The following is a 20,436-nucleotide window of genomic DNA, read 5'->3' as shown; positions in this document are numbered from 1 at the left end:
ATATTTTTGAAGTAGTTATTTTAAAAGTATATAGGCCTTGGATTAATGTTTATTAAAAATTTCCGGTTGAAATCTTACTGTCAAAATAATGAAACTCAGAGTATTCCCAACCAGGACTCAGCTGACCTGTAATTCAACCAACTCTTTTCATCTTCATCGTATGCAGAATGTTCGATCATTTTTCCGGGTTCCAATTCACCCAATGGAAAAGGATAATCACTGCCCAGGGCAACTTTATCAATACCAAAAAGTGAGATCAGTTTATCCAACATGTCGATATCGTGTACCAGCGAATCAACCCAAAATTTACCTAAATATAAATCGGGATGATTGGCATTATCAATCGCGACAAGATCAGGCCTTACTTTGAAACCGTGTTTAATTCTTCCATACGTTCCCGGAAAAGAACCTCCACCATGAGCAAAAGCAACCCGTAGGTTTGGAAACTTTTCAAAAACACCTCCAAAGATCATACTGCATATAGCTAAAGATGTTTCAGCGGGCATACCCACCAGCCAGGGCAACCAGTATTTGTTCATTCTTTCTTTTCCCATCATGTCCCATGGATGTACAAACAAGGCTGCACCTAAATTTTCAGCAGCTTCATAAAACTCAAAAAGCTCTCTGGCATCCAGATTCCATTGATTGATGTGTGATCCTATTTCAAATCCAGCAAGGCCAAGAGTATCCATGCATCGTTCCATTTCTCCAATGGCGAGCTGAGGATCCTGTAAGGGCAAAGTACCCAGCCCGATAAACCGGTCCGGATAAGTTTGTACGATATGAGCTATGTGGTCATTGAGAAATCTGGATATATCGAGACCGTCTTTTGCTTGTGCCCAATATGAAAATAATACTGGAATGGTGCTTAATACCTGAATTTGAATCCCATGTTGTTCGCATTCGTTCAAACGTGTGGAAGCATCCCAGCAATTCTTTCCAATTTCTCTGAAAAATTTTCCATCGATCAACATCCTGGCTGAGCAGGAATTATGGTGTTCCAGATTTACAAACCCACCATAGCCAAATTTTTCGGCCCAGGGTGGGAGGTTTTCGGGGATGATGTGCGTGTGGATGTCAATTTTTTTCATCTGAGCTGTGCTGGTTAAAATAAAAACCCAACATTTTTTTCATCGAATGAGGCAATTCAGGTAATTCTGATCGGGGGATCAAAAGTGTGGATATGTTATGAAAATCAATAAAGATTTGATGTTTTTTAACGGTATCCATAAGATATTCGTGTCCCGATGAACCACCGGTACCTGATTTGCGTCCCAACATGCGCATGACCATCTGGGCATGCCGGTATCTCCAATTGGTCAGCAATTCATCCATTTCAGTAATGGTATTCAGCAATCTGCAAGGTAATTGCAATAAAGGTTCACTTCCGTATAAATGGATGAGCAGTGCAGCCATCGAGGCTTTAAAGGATATGCGCATTTTGCCTTCGGCAATCTGCTGTGCATGAAAATCGGGATTAAAAATATTGGCAAAATAGTTATCGGTATCTCCATTCATTTTTAATCTCATGGCTTTTTCATGCTCTGACAAATATTCGCTGGATTGGATGGCATCTCTTTCGCGTTTAAGCATATTACTTACCGCCTGCATGTATTTGTTTTTGAAATCGAATTCATCCATTTGCAAAAAAGGAGTCCTTTCCAACCAGGCCTCGATGAGATCAAACATACTTGTTGCTGATTCAAGTTCCTGAATTTCCAGCTGTTGATCTGCGCTGAACTCCCGGTAATAAGCATAAGGTGTATAACTAATCCGTTTTTCCATTTTCAATCCAAGCATGACTTCGAGTTTGCGGAATTGAAAACTCTGAAATCCCGATGCTGGAAATAAATATCCCCTGAAATCTAAAAAATCAAGAGGAGTCATGGTTTCGAGAACCTTTATTTGCTGGATCAGGAGTTTTAGAATTTCGTTGACGCGTTCCAGTCTGGAGACCGCAACGTCAATATTTTTTTCATCAACACTTTCCGAAGCAAACATCTTCATCACGGAATTGACTTCGTGAAGTATTTGCTTGAACCAAAGTTCATACACTTGATGGATGATAATAAACAGCATTTCTTCATGGGCCTCTTTACCTAGTTGGGCGCTGCGGGGATGTTGTGCGTCGAGAACTTTATCAAGTCCCAGATAACTGCTGTAGTGAATGGAAGTATATTTTTTATCCTGGCTCATATGGGCTTGTATGCGATGGCTTTGATTTCAATTAATAAATGAGGATGGGGCAGTTGGTGAACAGCCACGGTAGTTCTGGTGGGGCCGTCATAACTGAAGTAGCTGTTGTAAACTTCATTATATCCCTTAAAATCATTCATAGAAACGAGAAAGGTAGTGATTTCGACCAGATCTGAAAGATCTGCTCCGGCCGAATGGAGTATGTCGCGGATGTTTTCAATTACCGCTTTGGTTTGTAGTCTGATATCGAGCTGCGTAGCACCCATTTCATCAACTTCAACCCCTTCAAAACTATTGTCGGAACGTCTACTGCTGGTACCGGAAATGAACAGAAAATCTCCGGCTCTTTTAAGGTGGGGAAATTTTCCGCGGGGTGTTGCTTTTCCCTCGACAACTTTCGACGATTTGTTTTCTAACATGTTGTAAAGATAAGGAATTACACGCTTTTAGTTGAGTCGCATTGAATCTTTAAAAACGTTGTTTGAAAGTATTTGGAATTTTTTTTTTTTAGAAACTCTATTCTTCCAGGTCTTCCTCCACAGATAAAAACTCGATAGCCGCCCCTGAATTGATATATTTACACCATTCACAGGATTCTTTCCCGCAACCTGGTGTAAAAATTTTATTTTTGATCTTTGAATAAGTTTCCTGGATAAGCTGAGTGAGAAATGGAATGTGATCTGTCGTGTCAATTTCAACTTTCATGTACTTATTCTTTTCTTTATCGGGCTGCACATAATAGAATGCAGTTGTTACTGATGAATGGTGATATTTACTGTGGTTTTTTAAAAGAACGGCATAAAAAACCATTTGCTGCCAATAATTTCCTCCATATGGATTTTTATCTGAAGGTTCATTCATTTTATCCTTAGGATTCGGTTTTCCTGTTTTATAATCCACTACTCTGAGTCCATTTGGCAAAATATCAATTCGGTCCAGTTTTCCGGAAATAGGGATTCCGTTTATTTCAGTTTTTATTGAAAATTCAATTTCATAATCAAGTGCCTGATTCCAATCTTCAGAAAATTGTTCCAAAAAACCAACTAACACACGTTCACCTTCTGCTTTATAATTGTCAAATTCTGCAGATGTAAAATGGGAATGAACTTTTTCCATCCCTTTATTGAAATAACGCAATAAGGCTTCTTTATGAACAGTTTTTCTCAACATGGTATTTTTCATGTATTGCTCAAATGCGTCGTGTACAGCTTTTCCGTAACCAAGAGCTGGAGTTCGTGCGCCGGGAATACGCAATACATTTTCATAATAGAATGAAAGAGGACAATTTAGATATTTACTGAGCGCAGTAGGATTTAAATAAAATGATTCTAAAAAATGGTTAAAGTAGTCATCTTCCAATTCTTTAAAATCTTTCTTTATGGGGCTCATGTCAACAACGAGTTGCGTGCTGTAATCGATCGGATCGGTCATATGAGTCCGTTCATCCATCAATCCACTTTCAAACATCTCAGAAATATATTTGCAAGGCACATGTTCTGATTTTTCTTTGGCAGCGGCATAGGACAAATATATCCCGCATTTGGCTCTGGTGATTCCAACATAAAAAAGACGTCGATCATCTTCATCAGCTCCAATATTCTGATTAATATAAGAATCTGGTAATTTGAAATGCGTTACATTTTTTGCACTCCAATTTTGTTGAGTACAATTGATCATAAACACGTATTGATATTCCTGACCTTTTGCTTTGTGCAAGGTGGACAGATGGACTCCCTTTAGGGAACCACCAAAAGGGATGAGTGGTATCCCTATGTTATTAGATTGATATGAATCCAAATTGTAAATTAATTGTTCAACGGTTAATTTGGGATTTCGTTGAGATTCCAATTTAATAAATTCAAAAAATGTATTTAATACATTAAGCAATTCAACCCGGTTTTCTTTCGATAAAATAAAATTTAGGACATTAAATTCCAAAAGTAGTTTTTCAAGAAAAACCTGAGGTGTATGATCGTAAATTTCTTTTTGAAATTTGTTGAGCAGTGCACTCAATTCCTGGCACCCATTGAAATTCTGGATCCCGGCTTGAGATAATCGGCTGGTATCACCCATCAAAGTCATTAAAGAATAATCTGGACCTGGTGTCTCTCGTTCCTGTTCTTGTTGGCGCTTTTTTTTCTCATTGCTCAGAAAATAGGCAAGTCTGGAAATTTCTTCACAATTTAGAGAAATGAATGGGGCATGCAATATTTTAAATAACAAATCATCTTGCTGAAATGGAGCAGCATTATTTTTGACTAAAAAAGCCAGGAGATTATAAATATGCTGAAACATCAAATCATGAAGCAGATTTAATTGCTTGCTGGTTTGATAAGGAATCTGTTCGGCAGCAAACCATTTGATGTAAGGTTCAGCTTCTTTATTATTCCTATATAGAATAGCTATTTGCTCCGGAGTTGTGCCGTTATCAATAAGAGTTTTTATTTGTTGACATACATGAAGAACTTCCGATCGTTGATCGGTATATTTCGTAAAAATGGGACGAATAATTTCGCCGGCATGCTCTCCGGAAGCTATTAAGTCTTTATTGAGGCTTGCATCTTTTATTATAAGTCGTTCCTTATTGTTTTCGATAACTTTTTTTGCAGTATCCAGAATAATTTGCGATGATCTGTAATTTCTTGTTAACACTATTTTCTCAGGAGCATACAAATGCTCAAAATCAAACATATTCTGAACATTCGCACCCTGGAATCTGAAAATAGCCTGATCGTCATCACCGACTGCAAATACATTAGGTCTGTCAAAATAGTTTAGTAATTGAAACAGTATTTTATTCTGGGCTCCATTGGTGTCCTGATATTCATCGACCATAATATACTGATACCTTTCCTGGTATTTTTGAAGGAGGCTTTCATCAGATTCAAACCCTTTGATCACCCATTTGATCATATCTTCATAGTCATAACGTTGGATGGCATCTAATGCATCCTGGTATTTTTCATAGAGTTGAATTGCTGCCTTGGTCTTTTCAAATCTTCTGATGATTTCCTTCTCAAATTTATTAGAATTAAAATCTCCGGCTTTATTTTCACCGGATTTACGTTTATAGATGAATTCATCACTTTCTCTCTGTTTTGATACCCATTGATTTATGTCTTGCAACATCTGTTGAGAGTCCCAGTTTTCTTTTTTAATGGAATCAAAGAAGGAGGTGAGTTTGTAAAATTCAAAACTATAATTCCCATTATACTTATAAAGAACATTGTTTCTATCAAGACCTTGAAATAGATTTAACAAGATCTCACTCTTCTCTAAGTCTGAGACTACTTCGTAATCGCTATAATGCAGAAAGCTGTCAGGGTTTTCGCGGATCACATTGTTGCAAAATGCATGAAAGGTTGATATAGTTACTTCATATCCTGTGGCTCCAATAAACTGGATGAGTCTTTTGCGCATGTTGGCCGCCCCCGATTCTGTATAGGTCAGGCATAGAATGTTTCTTGGATCTGCATCTGTTTTTAAAAGAATGTTTCCAATGCGGATCGTGAGAATTTGGGTTTTCCCGGTTCCGGGCCCTGCAATTACCAGTAGAGGTCCGTCCAAAGTATCCACTGCCAACTTTTGGGCTGGGTTGAGTTGTCTATATTCTCTATCAAAAATTTCCGAGCTCTTAATTAAAGGATTCATGCTTGAAATAACCAATCTAGTAAACCAAATAGTTTCAACAGTGTAAAAATCATGATCGCCACTAAAAAGCGATAAGCCCATTCAGAAGCGTTGGGCAGTTTGCTGGCCCAGTTGGCAGTGAGCCATCCACCGAAACCCTGGCCCAAGGCAATGGTTAGACCTATTTTCCAATTCACCAATCCCGCAAAATGAAAAATAGGGAGGGCTAGGGCGGTATAAGAAGTGACCATAATTATTTTTAAAGCGTTGGCTTCGATGATTGGAAATTTCATATACCAAACCATAAAGGCCAGTAAAAAAATTCCCATGCCCATTTGTATGAATCCTCCGTAAAAGCCGAAAGCAAAAAACACAGGTATGTACAACCAGGGCGTCATCTTAATTTCAGGAAATGCTTCATGATGGGCCTGCTTGCGGTTGACGAGAATAAATATCAGCAGCACCAGCATGAGATATTTAAATATCAAAATAAACTGATCAGCTGAAATTTTTATGGCAACCAGGGTACCGGCTATGGCTCCGAAAAAACCCCAGATCAACAATCGCCAACTTGCGTTTAACGGAATTTTCTGATGCCTGAAAAAAGCTTCAAGGCTGGCTGCTCCTTGCGTAATGATGCCTATTCTGTTGGTGCCATTGGCGACATTGCCGGGAAGCCCCATGACTCCGGTAAGAAAGCCCAGGGTTATGACAGAACCATTGCCGGAAAGTGTATTGATGCATCCTGCAAGAAATCCACCAACGACAGCAAAACAGATTTCATAAACACTCATCTTCTGTTATTTGCTGGCACAATTCAATAAGCACGCCGTGTGCAGATTTGGGATGTATAAAGCAAACCCATTTGTTGTCGGCACCGCGTTTTGGAATTTCATTCAATAGGGTAAATCCGTCATTTTTGAAACGCTCCATCTCTGCCCATATATCATCCACTTCGAATGCAATGTGATGGATGCCTTCTCCTCGTTTTTCAATAAATCTGGCAATGGCACTTTCGGGATGGGTTGCTTCCAGCAATTCTATTTTTTGATTTCCACTTAAGAAAAAGGAAGTGACAACATGTTCGGAAGTAACGGTCTCTTCTTTGTAGGGAGGAATTCCTAACAAACGTTCGTATGTTTCATTAGCAATCTTGAGATCTTTGACTGCAATTCCTATATGTTCGATGTGGCTGATCATGTTTCAATTTTATTAATCTCCGATTATATTTTAATTAAGTAAATAAAAAGCCAGCCAAAAAAATAAATATGACAGTTATTAAAACCACAAACTGATAAGTCACTCCGGCTAAAAATGATTTTAAAAAAGATTTTCCATGGGATTGCCCAAAGTGATTTTTCATTGCCATCCAAAGATAAATGTATATTCCAAAAACGAGGGTGAAATTGATCAAAACAGGAATTGGTATTAACCTTTGAATGATGAAGAGAAAACTTAAAACGATGAATACCAGTATATGGAAATGAATAGAAAAAATAAGAAACTCATAATAATTTCTTTTGCTCCTCCAATACAATAGATACAAGATGAACGCAAAAATAGGCATCAGAAAAAATAAAGATGTCGAAGAAAATTTAAGGATTGTGGACTTAAATTTATCGAGAAGATTTTCATGATGCTCTGACCATTTGATCATCTGCTTTATTATTCTTCGGGTAAAAAAGTTTGGTGTTCCATCTTCGGAAAGAATAAAGGAATCTATTTGGGCTGGATTGAATTCCTTCATCTTTTCCAGTTGTGCTTGGGAAATATTAAAATTTAATAAACTTTTGCGTTTTTTTTTCGCTGGTATCGTATCCCCAGTATTTTCGAAGACATCCTGGCCGTCGATTTGAGCTTGAATGCTATCAAATATCAATGCCCCTTCTTTCGCAACTGAGCTGTCGATCTTCGTATCTGAATGCTTATTTTTATTTGAACTATCCAATGGGGTTCCAATCATCTCATTTTCATCCGGTTCATCAGTGTTCACCCGAATCACTGGTTGATATTGCAGGACTAAAAAAAAGACAAAACTCACAAAGACGTAAAGCCTGACAGGAGGCATATAGCGCTCCCTTTTATTTTGATTGTATTCTTTGGAGACCTGGCCCGGTTTGGTCAACAAGGTCTTTAAGGTTACAAAGAATTTTGAATCCAGGTGTAGTAAGGTCTCAATCAGTTCGGCGAAATAGTGACGAAGAGGCTGATTGGGATGGTGATTCTCCTGGCCACAGTTTGGACAAAAATTTTCACCCTTGTTAAAGAGATACTGGCAATTCGAGCATGCAATCTGTTTGATCCTGATTCTGGCCATTTTGCAAAGCTATACAGGGAAATGTGGACCAGAAATATTTTAAAGGACTTTATTCAACCCAATTCATGCAATGGAATCCAGTTTCTTAGCTTAAAGCAATAGGCAATAAGCTTTGTTTAGGGTTTTTGTAAATCTCCTTATCTATTGCAATATATTGGAAACTATATATTGATAATCAACAATATATAGTATATTTTCAATTCTAATGCAGAGATTGGGTTCAATAAAGAAGTCTGAATTCAAGTCCAGGCCATAGGAGAATATTGATGATCCGCTTTTAAATACGGTCATTCGCAACTTCAATCAGGTATGTCATGCTTATGAAGGAAGATGGATGAAAACGGATTTCAGGCTTTGCCTCTTAAACCAAATTCCTGCCGGATCTTCCGAACATAATCCAGTTTTTCCCAGGTAAAAAGCTCCACTTTCACGGTTTTTTCATTGGCTTTTCCGGCATTGAACGTTTTTAAAACAGTTTCTGATGGCCTTCCCATATGTCCGTAAGCTGCTGTTTCAGAGTAAATCGGACTTCTCAATTTGAGTCGTTGTTCAATGGCATAAGGACGCATGTCGAATAATTTCTCTATGCGCTTGGCCAGTTGACTGTCTTTCATTTTAAGCTTGCTGGTTCCAAATGTATTTATGTACAAACCGCAGGGACGTGCAACCCCGATGGCATATGAAACCTGCACCAAGACTTCATCGCACAAACCGGCAGCAACCATGTTTTTTGCAATGTGGCGGGTAGCATAAGCAGCAGAGCGGTCGACTTTGGATGGATCCTTTCCGCTGAATGCGCCTCCTCCATGAGCACCTTTTCCTCCGTATGTATCCACGATAATTTTTCGGCCGGTTAATCCGGTGTCTCCGTGGGGGCCGCCAATAACGAATTTTCCTGTTGGGTTGATGTGGTAGGTTATATCCGTATTAAATAACTTTTTTAAAGAGGTATTCAATTTCCGTTTTACCCGGGGAATTAAAATCTGAATGACATCTTCTCTGATTTGCTTCAACATTTTTAAATCGGCCAGTTCCTGGGCTTGAATTCCTTTTCCCGCAGATATAAATTCGTCGTGTTGGGTAGAAACCACAATGGCTTCTATTCGGAGTGGTTTATGATCGTCGCTGTATTCAATGGTTACCTGGCTTTTTGCATCAGGCCTCAGATAGGTCATCACTTTTCCTTCCCTTCTGATTTTAGATAACTCCTGCAACAGCAGGTGTGATAACATCAAGGGCAAAGGCATATACGTATCGGTCTCGTTGGTAGCATACCCAAACATCATCCCCTGGTCTCCCGCACCCTGTGCGTTGGCTCTGGCTTCAAAATTCTGCTTTTTGACTTTCCGGTCTACACCGCGGTTGATATCGGCAGACTGTTCGTGAATAGCAGAAAAAACTCCACAGCTGTTGGCTTCAAACATGTATTCTGAACGGGTATAACCGATTTTACGGATGACTTCTCTGGCAATTTCCTGTACATCGAGATAAGCTTTAGACTTTACTTCTCCGGCAAGTACGACCTGTCCGGTAGTTACCAAAGTTTCACAGGCGACTTTAGACTCTTTGTCATAAGCTAAAAAATGATCGATGAGTGCATCGGATATCTGGTCGGCAACTTTATCGGGATGTCCTTCTGAAACGGATTCGGAGGTGAATAAATACGGCATTCTTTATTTAATTTATATATTTGATCGGCAAAGATAAAGGATGTGCCCTTTATTATTTATGATAGCTGAGCAACCCAACCCATTAATCTCTCGTATTTTCATAAATAAAGTGTTAATTACTCGTATTTTTACCTATTAAAACAATCGTGTATGGGACTATTAAAACCTTTTTCCGGCCCTTTCGGAAAGCCGGAGTTACTCCACCTCCTCCGAAGGTCAATGTTTGGCGTGAGCCATGCTGATCTTGAATTTTTTAAAAATAAATCCTTTCAGGAAGTTTTAGATCTGCTGGTTCCGAAAACACCACAGATTCCAGACCCACCGGTCAGAGCTTATTTTAATAATGCAAATCCAGATCTTGATACGCTGGAAAAATATGAGGATCCTGTCGGTTCCGGTCAATATAAATACGCTGTCGAATGGGGCAAAACCTGGGTGAATACCCCAATTCCTGCGAATGTGGTGGCAAGTCCCAGCAACAACAGGCGTTTGAGTTTAAAAAACTGGTGGACTGGATTGATGATCCATCAGGAACAAACCGTTTATGAAAAAATGATCCAATTCTATCAAACCGTTCTGGTCATCGAAGACAGCGTGGTTGAAAATTCGAACAGTGTTTTTTTTACTCAGAATCTCTACAGAAAACATGCCTTTGGAAACTATAAGCAACTGATAAAAGATATCAGCCTGGATCCGGGGATGCTGCGTTATTTAAATGGAAATGTAAATACCAAAACTGCACCGGATGAAAACTATGCCCGGGAACTTCAGGAATTGTTTACAGTGGGAAAAGGACCAGGATCAGGATATACAGAAGATGATGTAAAGGCGGCAGCCAGGGTATTGACGGGATGGACTTTGGTGACCCGTGCAAATAATCTGAATATTCTCCCCACAAAAGGCTTCAACAAAAATAATCACGATACCAATCCCAAGCAATTTTCGGCATTTTACGGAAATAAAGTCATCATCACCGATACAAGCATTGAGGAAAAAGATAAGGCACCTTTCGAAACCGTAGAGGAAAAAAGGGCATTCAAGGAGTTGGATGATTTAATCGAAATGATCTTTGCCACTGAAGAAGTTTCGAAATACATCTGCAGAAGACTATGGAATTTCTTCGTCTATTATGAAATCACTCCGGAAATCGAAGCAGAAGTTATCGAGCCACTTGCTGAAATATTCAGACAATATACCAATGATCCCGATCAAATGCATTATGTGGTCAAAGCCCTCTTGGGTTCAGAATATTTCTTCAAACCCGAACACAGGGGTTGTATGATCAAGAGTGCCATTGAATATCACGTAGGTATTGTGAGAGCCTTACAATACCCGATTCCAACAAGTGCACAACTGGAGGCACAATACTACATGTGGAACAGAGTCCATACATTTAATGTTAATGCCGGTCAGGATGTGAATGATCCTCCCAATGTGGCCGGATGGCCTGCCTATTACCAGGCGCCATCGTATTACGAATTTTGGATTGATACATCGACATATCCTGTAAGAAAATCAGGTTATGAAACGTTTTCGAGAAGCAGTTTTTCTCTCAATAAAAACAATACCTATGGTGGAGCTTCCAGTCCATCATACGGATTTACAGTCAAATACAATTGGGTTGACTTTGTCAAAAGATTTGCCAATCCATCGGATCCAAATGATTTAATATCAGAAGCCGTAGAATTGTTGCTTGGCGCTGCGGTATCACAATCGGTAAAAGACCAGTTGAAAACTAACTATTTACTTTTGGGTCAATCCACTGATTATTATTGGACCGACGCCTGGGAAGTGTATCTGGCTAATCCAAATACAACGGATCCAGAGGCCAAAAGAGTTCCAACAATGTTGCAGGACTTGTTCATTTACATCATGTCTTCAGCAGAATTCCATCTTTGTTAATTTTTTAATCATTAATCTCCTTTAAAACATTTATATGAAAAGAAGATCGTTTTTACAAACAGTTCCGGTTACGGTTGGTGGAATTACAGTTACAGCCCACGCCTCCAGTCCGATGCTATCGGCTTTGCACAATTCCCTGTACGAAACAGACCGCGTATTGATCATCGTACAATTAAGCGGTGGTAATGATGGATTGAATACCGTGATTCCTGTTGATCAATATGCCGCACTTGCTCTTCCTTCAATTCGCGAAAGAATTCTGGTTCCTGAAAATAAACTTTTAAAACTTGGGGGTACCAATGGTGCCACAGCTTTGCATCCGGCTATGACACGTATGTATGACCTTTATAATGAGGGTAAACTTTCTGTCATTCAAAGCGTAGGATATACGAAATTTAATTATTCGCATTTCCGTGCAACGGATATCATGATGACTGGTTCCGACTCCACAGAATTCCTTTATTCAGGATGGGCCGGCAGATATCTGGCTTATGAATATCCGAATTATCCGGTAGGTTTTCCAAACACCGATATGCCCGATCCATTGGGAATCCGGATGGGTGGAAACGTCGTTTTAGGATTACAAAATCAGGGAGTTCCGATGGCCATTTCCATTTCAAACACCTCGGATCCGCTGAATCTTACGGGTAGTTTATTTGTCGACCCCGCTCCATCCAATTATTTAGGCAAAGAATTGGCTTATGTCAGGGAAGTGCAAAGACAAACAGATAAATTCGGAGACTCTGTAAAAGGGGCAGCCGACAAAGGAGCTAACCTTTCTCAATTGTACCCGAAGAGCGGTGAACTTGGCTACACTTTAGGTCAGCAACTTGGTATTGTAGCGAAGTTGATTTCAGGAGGTATCAAAACGCGTATTTTTTGGTTAAGCACCGGAGGTTACGACACCCATTCCAATCAGGCAAATGTCAATGATAAAAGCACGGGTAACCATGCAAATTTGTTGAAAGGGCTTTCCGATGCGATCGGTGCCTTTATGGATGACGTTAAATTGCTGGGTATGGAAAACCGTGTACTGGGTATGACCTTCTCCGAATTTGGCCGGAGAATTATTTCAAATGCATCCGGTGGAACCGACCACGGCGCTGCTCAACCGATGTTTGTTTTTGGTGCCAAAGTCATCCCGGGGGTTGTGGGAACAAATCCTGTGATCGATCCAAATTCCAAAGCAAATTCCAATTTGCCCATGCAATACGATTTCAGATCGGTTTATGCTTCGATATTAGGAAACTGGTTTTGCGTACCTGATCCGGATCTGGAAACGGTATTGCTGCGCAATTATCAGAAACTGCCCATACTCGATCAAAGCAATTGCATCCCGACATCCGTCCACGATAACAATACGAAACTGGGTGAAAATCTGGTATATGCATATCCTAATCCATTCGTCGATCGCACCAAAATTAAATTTGAAACATTTGGTGGTCATACGATGATCCAGATTATCAACAACGAAGGATCGGTCATCAAAACCTTGGTTGACGGAGATATGCAGGCCGGCAAATATGACATTGAATGCAATCTGGAAGAGGCACCTGCAGGAATTTATTACGTGAGGTTGCAAAATGGTTCCATCCAGCAGGTAAAAAATATGATGAAAGTTCGCGGATAAGTTTTTTAGATTTCGATAACACAAAAGAACCCCGGGAATCATTTTTCGGGGTTTTTTGTTTTTATCAATCCCGTATTTACTGGTTTTTTTGTTACTTGCAGTCTGTTAAAATTCATGTATGGATGCTTTTTTAAATCCCGATTTACTGGTAGGATTTATCACTTTGGTGGCTTTGGAAATCGTTTTAGGAATTGATAACATCATTTTTATTTCCATATTAACCAATAAACTTCCCGAAGACCAAAGGGAAAGGGGTAGAAAACTTGGACTTTTTCTGGCTTTGTTTGCCCGGATAGCTTTGCTTTTTTCGCTCAGCCTGATCATGAAACTCACAACACCGTTATTTACGGTGCATACTTATTCGCTTTCGGGACGAGATTTGATTTTATTACTCGGAGGCTTGTTCCTGATTTTTAAAAGTGTAAAAGAAATTCACCATAAAGTAGAGGAAGCCAGCAGTCAGGAAGAAGATGCTCATATTCCTGCCAAAATCAGCTTCAACAGCATCATTATGCAAATCATTCTGATTGATATTGTATTCTCTCTGGATTCTGTAATCACTGCTGTTGGAATGGTGAGTAATTTGTACATCATGATTGCCGCTGTTGTTGTATCGGTTTTAGTCATGTTGCTGTTATCGGGTTCCATTGCCAATTTTGTAAATAAACATCCTGCAGTTAAGGTTTTGGCACTTGCATTCCTGATCATGATCGGTACTGCACTGGTTGCAGAAGGCCTGCACTTTCATTTTCCAAAAGCTTACATTTATTTTGCCATGGCATTTTCTGTGGGCGTGGAAGCCATCAACATCAGAGCCGGGCTGCGGGGTGCAGCAGCCAAAATGAAATAGGACCACTCTGGTTCTTGTCGTTTATAAAATGGATAGTTTAAACAAGAATTCGAAGAGTAGAAAATTCGAAAATTCAAATTCTAAATTTGCCACCCTGGTTTTGATTTTTTTGCTGATCCTGCTCAACTATTTGACAAATCCATTTGCGTTGAATGAAAGTGCACTCCGCTTGAGTTGCTGTGCAATACTTATGATTTCTTTTTGGATTTTTGAAGTGTTGCCTATGCCGGTAGTAGCCTTATTTCCTTTGATACTGTTTCCATGGCTGGGAATTGAGACTTTAAATAAAACGGCACCGCATTACGCGGATCCCATAATTTTTTTATTTATGGGAGGTTTTTTTCTTGCACTTGCCATTGAAAAAAGCAATTTGCACAAGAGGATCGCTTTGTTTATTTTGACAAAAACAGGTTCCTCATTAAATCGCATCCTTCTTGGGTTTATGGTTTCTGCTTTTTGCATCAGTATGTGGATTTCCAATACCGCTACGACTCTGATGATGTATCCTATTGCACTGTCTGTTATACATGTATTGAAAGATCAAATCAATTCAAAGGAATTCAGAAAACTTCAAATAGCAGTTTTACTCAGCATTGCATATGCTTCCAACATTGGTGGAATATCCACCATCATAGGCACACCCCCCAATACTGCTTACGTTGGATACGTCAATTCAGAATTGGAAGGTTCCATCACATTTGTAAGTTGGTTTGCATTGTGTTTTCCAATCGCAGTCATCATTTTGACAGCGATGTATTTTTCTTTTACCAGGTTGTTGTTTAAAATTGACCACACACCGGGGGATGAAGCCGGTGCTTTTATTGAAAATGAACTGAAAGCTTTGGGCCCTTGGACAAAAGCTGAAAAAAGAGTGTTTGTTGTATTTTGTTTTGCAGCCTTGTTATGGATCACTAAAGATTTATTTATAACGTATCTGGGTTGGAACTTAAGTGATACGGGTATTGCACTTTTTGCGGCCATGCTGTTGTTTATCGTACCCTCGGGAAAAGAATCAGAAACTTCTCAGGAACAAACATTCGTTAGTTTGTTGGAATGGAAAGACACCACCAAAATGGCCTGGGGTATTTTGCTGATGTTTGGTGGCGGATTGGCTCTTGCCAAAAGCCTGGAATCAACCGGGATCATGCAGCGTATGGGAGAGTTTATTTCAAGAACAGCACCCGAGCATTTATTACTGCTCATTTTTCTGGTGACCACAGTTTCAGTGTTTTTAAGCGAAGTCATGAGCAACATTGCACAAGTTTTGGTCATGGCACCCATTGTTACATCTGTTGCAATCTCTTTAAATATCCACCCTTTGTATTTAGGAATACCCATGGCATTAGGCGCCAGCTGTGCCGGCATGTTGCCAATGGGCACGCCTCCCAATGCCATCGTTTTTGCCAGTGGAGAAATTCCCATGCGATCGATGTTGCGCGCCGGATTTGTCATAAATATGTGGAGCATCGTAATTGTCAGCTTGATGAGTTACTTTATGATTTCGAGGATTTTGTAAGTTCATGGCAAGCTGAAAGGTATAGAGGTTAAAAGGCTTAAGGCCTAAGGCTTAAAGCTTAAGGCCTAAGGCTTAAGGCCTAAGGCCTAAGGCTGAAGGCCAAAGGGAAAAAGGTACGTAGGTATAATAAAAAAGGCATAAGAAAACAGAATTGAGATTGAGCTCAGAGCGAAAGTGTTGCGGATAAAAAATTCTATTTATATTTTATTCTGGAACAAAACCCCGAAGGGGTGAAATTATATGAACTCCCGCATGCTAATAAATTGGGTTTTGAATTTACCTACAGGTCAAAAGGTCCAAAAGTCAAAAAAAAAGGGATGCCCCGTTCAAAAGCACCCCCTGATCCACGGTATTATTTCTTTACCATGGCAAAAGCACTGTAAAGCTATAGCAGTTTGAACAGCTTAAATCCAATGTTGAAAAAGAATTACAGTGCAGGGTAATTTATTAAAATGGAGTATTTCATATATGTAAGTTTGCGATTGATAAGATGTTAAATCATAAGAATTTAACTAAAGTATAAGTTTAAAGAACCTTATTTTCCGGGGTATAAAAACCCCTTCTGCCTCCCCGTTTCTGGGATTTTCCATATTAAATTGGGAAATTGTTTTTATTCTGATAATAAAATGCGATATTTTTGCTTTCTTCGAAACAAAATCAACTCCATATGAAGGCTTTAATCAAAATTTTCAAGTGGCTGGTTATTGGAATTATCAGCGTAATTGCCCTGGTATTTATCTACATCCAATTGACCTGGGACAAGAAATTCGAGGCTCCCTTGCCTGAAATAAAAGCCAGCACCGACAGTGCTGTGATCGCCAGGGGAAAACATTTGGCCTATGGGCCTGCCCATTGTGGAACCTGCCATGTTCCGATGGATAAAATTGAAGATGTAGAAAATGGTGAAGTGATCCCCCTCAGTGGCGGCTGGTCTTTAACCATTCCTCCAGGCACATTCAGAGCGCCCAACCTCACTCCGGATGCAGAGACTGGTATAGGTAATTTCACAGACCAGGAATTAGCCAGGGTTATGAGGCATATGGTTGGCAAGGATGGTAATTGCATATTTCCATTTATGCCCTTTGCGGAGTTGAGCGATGAGGACCTTACCGCCATCATATCCTATCTTCGTTCCCAACCGGCTGTTAACCATGCCGTTCCAAAAACTTCTTTAAGTATGCTTGGTAAAGCATTAATGAGTTTTGGGGTCATCCAACCTCAAGGCACAAAAGGAGATCCTCCAAAATCAGTGACCATCGATACAACGGCTGAATACGGCAAATACCTGGCAAATTCTGTGGCCAACTGCAATGGTTGCCATACGGAACGGGATTTAAAAAGCGGAGCTTTTGTTGGTGAACCTTTTGCGGGTGGCACGGTATTTCCTCCGGATGAATTTTCTGAGGGAAAAACATTTGTAACGCCAAACATTACCCCTGATCCGGAAACCAGTATTATGTCACAGTGGACGGAAGATGCATTTATTGCCCGCTTTAAAAAGGGACGAGTTCACAAAGGAAGTACGATGCCCTGGGGTGCTTTTTCGAGAATGGATACCCTCGAACTCAAGGCTATTTACCGCTATCTGCAAACCGTAAAACCGGTTAAAAATAGGATCAAACAGGTAGTGTACGAGCCCGGAGAAAAAGTAGAATGAGTTTTGTCCCTGTCTTTATCCTTTTATAATTGGCGAATATTATGAGACTGTTATAAAGATGGCGGATGTTCTGCAATCTGAGAATTTCTCAAACAATGAAATTCTCTAAAACTTACCTTTGCAAAAAAAATATTTATGCGCAGCAACCACGAAATAGACTTTCGCATCTTCGGTGAGGAAATGCAATATGTAGAAATTGAATTGGATCCGGGTGAAACGGCCATTGCCGAGGCCGGTTCATTTTTGATGATGGAAGACGGCATCAACATGGCCACTATCTTTGGCGATGGCACCCAACAGGAAAGTGGCTTTATGGGTAAACTTTTTTCCGCAGGGAAAAGGTTGCTTACCGGTGAAAGTCTCTTCATGACTGCTTATACCAATCAGAGCGCTGGTAAAGCCAGAGTGAGTTTTGCTTCTCCTTATGCCGGAAAAATTATCCCACTCGATTTGAGTGTACTCGACAATCGCGTTATTGCTCAAAAGGACGCATTCCTGTGTGCCGCGATGGGTGTATCCGTAGGTATCGAATTGCAAAGAAAATTGGGCACTGGAATTTTCGGAGGAGAAGGATTTATCATGCAGAAACTGGAAGGCGATGGCATGGCCTTTGTTCATGCCGGTGGATTTGTAAAAGAACTGGAACTGGGAGTCGGGGAAACTTTGCGCGTGGATACCGGTTGCGTAGTCGCCTATACTTCGAGAATCGATTTCGATATCGAATTTATCCGGGGAGTAAAAAATATGGTATTCGGAGGGGAGGGTTTATTCTATGCCGTACTTCGTGGCCCTGGAAAAGTGTGGGTTCAATCCTTACCCATCAGCAGACTGGCATCCCGGATCATTCAATATGGCGGACTCCGCAGACGCGAAGAAGGCAGCATCCTTGGTGGACTCGGTAATATCCTGGATGGAGATAGTTGAGGAAGTTGGCAGTTAACAGTTCTCAGTTGACAGTTCCGACATCAAGAGGCCTGGCAGTTAATTTAAATTTTCTTCATTTCAGGAGCAATTCAGAGTTTGCATTTGAAGGAGAATTGATGAAAAGGCTTAAAGCGAGAAGCAGAAAGCAAGGAGGATTGTAGGATAGCTGATTCATGAATTTTGCAGTCCCGATATCATGTAACTTAAAGTTTCTATTAAATGATCTTGAAATCGGGATCTATTTGCAAGGTGGTTCAATGACTGGTAACAAAAGTTTAATCTTCTAAAAGTCCATCGCCGCAATTATATTTATAAAAGTAATCACGTTTTAACAAACGTTAGTATGGAACTTTTATTTTTAAAAATTTCTCTTTAAGCTTGGCTCCTTAATCCTTAATCCTTAATCCTTTAGTCTTTAGTCTTTCGCCTTTTATTTGATGGTTGTTATTAAAATTGACTAACAATCGTTCGTAATATACCGCAATCGAATAGCTTTTCGCTTTTCGCTTCTCGCTTTTAGCGAATTAGTTGATAGTTTTTAGTTGATGGATTATTAGTAAAATTGACTAACAAAAGTTCGTAGTATAACGCAATCTAATAGCTTTAAGCTTTAAGCTTTTCGCTTTTCGCTTCTCGCCTTATTCTCTTCAATCCCTTTTCCCCTTCAGCCTTAAGCCTTCAGCCTTACGCCTTCAGCCTAACGCCTTAAGCCTTCGGCCTCTTATACACCGGAACCGTCGAACACGGCTCGCCAAACATGATCGACGAAGCAATTGGTAAAAGTCTTGCAGTTAATTCGAGATAAGCAGATGCCGGAACTTCCTTTTCACTGCAACCCTTGATCACTATTTTAGCATCCCGATAGATGCTGACATCCATCGCCCTTATTTTTTCGCGATAGTAATAGATTAAAAAGTCTTTTTTAGTACCGTAAAAAACATCGGTTGCAATGGGCGCAACATAACTGGCTACCAGCATATAAGCCCAGGTGGGGATGATCGCATCCGCAGAACAATGAATAGATATGTATGCATTTTTATACTGATCCCAGGGATGTTCTTTCAGGGCTTTTCTAAAATCCAATTCCTTTAAAATAAGGCCGTGAAAAAGATAGTCTTTTAAGTCAAACTCAAAAACAGGATGCTCCGGATAATAATCTTCCAGTTTAATGGTGATTAATCCACTCTGTGCAACCCGATTTACAAGTACATCCATATTTATTCTTCCGAGCTATCGGTATTTATTTCAGCAAGGGGTTCTTCCGGGTTTTTCGCTTCGACTTCTATCGGGGCAGGCTCTCCTATTTCCTGATCGGGCACCGCAAAATCCTTCAGCTTTGGAAGATCAGTCAGGCTCTTTAAACCAAAATATTCCATGAACCTTTGTGTCGTTCCCAGTAAAATTGGTTTACCGGGACCTTCGCTTCTTCCCACAATCTCGACCAATTCCTTCTCCATTAATTTTTGAATGGAGTGCTCGGAGTTGACTCCCCTGATCTGCTCCACCTCCGACTTGGAAATAGGTTGCTTGTAAGCCACTATGGCCAATGATTCCATGGCCGCTTTGGAAAGTTTTTTGCGGTTGGTCATCTTGATATGTTCAGCGATCACCGGAAAATGTGCTGGTTTGGACAAAAACTGGTAACCACCGGCTATTTCTTTAAGTTCTATTCCGTATTCATCGGAAGTATATCGTTCCGCTAACTGGAATAAAGCATGTTCTATTTCATCGAGACTGATGCTGATTGATCTGCTGTTTTCAATGCAATACTTGATCTCCGTCGGACTTATCGGTTGCGGAGAAACAAACAGCAAACTTTCAACGGCAGGTGCTAATGGATTTAAATTCATACTGCAAAATTAAGCACTGCCATAAATCCCGGAAGTATCAAAAATTCCGATGAAATTGAGCAGCTGCTTCGAATAATTAATAACAAATAATTTCTATAAAAGATCATTAAAAAAGCAGGGTACCATCCTAGCGAACGATACCCCGCATAACCCCAAAAAACCAATTGAAACTTAGTTTTTTTATAACTTATTCATAAATATGAAACGAATTTCCATACTCCCTTATGCTATTTATTACAGAAAATCTGGAAAAAGAGTTCCACTTATGATTCCGAAAATTAATAATTTCTTTCT

Annotated in this window: 16 protein-coding genes; 6 read left to right on the top strand and 10 right to left on the bottom strand. The window is 39.9% G+C overall.

Going from position 1 to position 20,436, the window contains the following annotated elements; all coding sequences use genetic code 11:
• Positions 1-95: 95 nt before the first annotated feature.
• The 8 genes from IPM34_12880 to IPM34_12845 all read right to left on the bottom strand — a co-directional run bounded on the left by IPM34_12880 (position 96) and on the right by IPM34_12845 (position 9,813).
• Entirely contained in the window at positions 96-1,091 is a 996-nt protein-coding gene (locus tag IPM34_12880; GenBank protein ID MBK8956430.1) for an amidohydrolase, read from the bottom strand.
• Positions 1,078-2,196: a hypothetical protein gene (locus IPM34_12875; GenBank protein MBK8956429.1), complete on the bottom strand. Its 1,119-nt coding sequence runs from the start codon at positions 2,194-2,196 to the stop codon at positions 1,078-1,080. Before IPM34_12875 ends, IPM34_12880 begins: the two co-directional genes overlap by 14 nt.
• Positions 2,193-2,615, bottom strand: a complete 423-nt coding sequence (locus IPM34_12870; protein ID MBK8956428.1) for a RidA family protein — start codon at positions 2,613-2,615, stop codon at positions 2,193-2,195. The genes IPM34_12875 and IPM34_12870 overlap by 4 nt, the downstream gene beginning before the upstream one ends.
• Before the next feature lie 97 nt (positions 2,616-2,712).
• Complete coding sequence (locus IPM34_12865) at positions 2,713-5,847, bottom strand: ATP-dependent helicase (protein MBK8956427.1); 3,135 nt, start codon at positions 5,845-5,847, stop codon at positions 2,713-2,715.
• Positions 5,844-6,620, bottom strand: a complete 777-nt coding sequence (locus tag IPM34_12860) for a sulfite exporter TauE/SafE family protein (protein MBK8956426.1) — start codon at positions 6,618-6,620, stop codon at positions 5,844-5,846. The genes IPM34_12865 and IPM34_12860 overlap by 4 nt, the downstream gene beginning before the upstream one ends.
• Complete coding sequence (mce, locus tag IPM34_12855; protein ID MBK8956425.1) at positions 6,607-7,026, bottom strand: methylmalonyl-CoA epimerase; 420 nt, start codon at positions 7,024-7,026, stop codon at positions 6,607-6,609. Before mce ends, IPM34_12860 begins: the two co-directional genes overlap by 14 nt.
• A 34-nt stretch (positions 7,027-7,060) precedes the next feature.
• A complete protein-coding gene (locus IPM34_12850) occupies positions 7,061-8,143 on the bottom strand; it encodes a DUF3667 domain-containing protein (protein MBK8956424.1) in 1,083 nt (360 codons plus the stop codon).
• Between the two features lie 347 nt (positions 8,144-8,490).
• Positions 8,491-9,813: a methionine adenosyltransferase gene (locus IPM34_12845; protein MBK8956423.1), complete on the bottom strand. Its 1,323-nt coding sequence runs from the start codon at positions 9,811-9,813 to the stop codon at positions 8,491-8,493.
• A gap of 150 nt (positions 9,814-9,963) precedes the next feature.
• Here IPM34_12845 and IPM34_12840 point away from each other — a divergent pair, with 150 nt between their 5' ends.
• From IPM34_12840 to IPM34_12815, 6 genes are all read left to right on the top strand, one after another.
• Positions 9,964-11,715, top strand: a complete 1,752-nt coding sequence (locus IPM34_12840) for a DUF1800 family protein (protein MBK8956422.1) — start codon at positions 9,964-9,966, stop codon at positions 11,713-11,715.
• Between the two features lie 34 nt (positions 11,716-11,749).
• Positions 11,750-13,345 carry a DUF1501 domain-containing protein gene (locus tag IPM34_12835; GenBank protein MBK8956421.1) on the top strand — a complete coding sequence of 532 codons (1,596 nt, stop codon included), beginning with the start codon at positions 11,750-11,752 and terminating at the stop codon, positions 13,343-13,345.
• A gap of 118 nt (positions 13,346-13,463) precedes the next feature.
• Complete coding sequence (locus IPM34_12830; protein MBK8956420.1) at positions 13,464-14,195, top strand: TerC family protein; 732 nt, start codon at positions 13,464-13,466, stop codon at positions 14,193-14,195.
• Between the two features lie 28 nt (positions 14,196-14,223).
• On the top strand, positions 14,224-15,711 hold the full coding sequence (locus tag IPM34_12825) for a DASS family sodium-coupled anion symporter (protein MBK8956419.1): 1,488 nt from the start codon (positions 14,224-14,226) through the stop codon (positions 15,709-15,711).
• A 667-nt stretch (positions 15,712-16,378) separates the two neighbouring features.
• Positions 16,379-17,368, top strand: coding sequence for a cytochrome c (locus IPM34_12820; protein MBK8956418.1), 990 nt, complete (start codon positions 16,379-16,381; stop codon positions 17,366-17,368).
• A 135-nt stretch (positions 17,369-17,503) separates the two neighbouring features.
• The gene (locus IPM34_12815; GenBank protein MBK8956417.1) at positions 17,504-18,292 is read left to right on the top strand and encodes a TIGR00266 family protein; all 789 of its coding nucleotides are present in this window, start codon (positions 17,504-17,506) and stop codon (positions 18,290-18,292) included.
• Positions 18,293-18,997: 705 nt separating this feature from the next.
• On the opposite strand, the gene IPM34_12810 is transcribed toward IPM34_12815, so the two are convergent.
• Together IPM34_12810 and scpB are read right to left on the bottom strand one after the other, a co-directional pair.
• Entirely contained in the window at positions 18,998-19,507 is a 510-nt protein-coding gene (locus IPM34_12810) for a DUF2480 family protein (GenBank protein ID MBK8956416.1), read from the bottom strand.
• 2 nt (positions 19,508-19,509) lie between these two features.
• On the bottom strand, positions 19,510-20,142 hold the full coding sequence (gene scpB / locus IPM34_12805) for an SMC-Scp complex subunit ScpB (protein MBK8956415.1): 633 nt from the start codon (positions 20,140-20,142) through the stop codon (positions 19,510-19,512).
• Between the last annotated feature and the right edge of the window lie 294 nt (positions 20,143-20,436).

Source organism: Saprospiraceae bacterium, assembly GCA_016716185.1.
Lineage (GTDB): Bacteria > Bacteroidota > Bacteroidia > Chitinophagales > Saprospiraceae > Vicinibacter.
The sequence above is the reverse complement of the archived record's forward strand: the minus strand, read 5'-3'. Positions and strand labels throughout refer to the sequence as shown.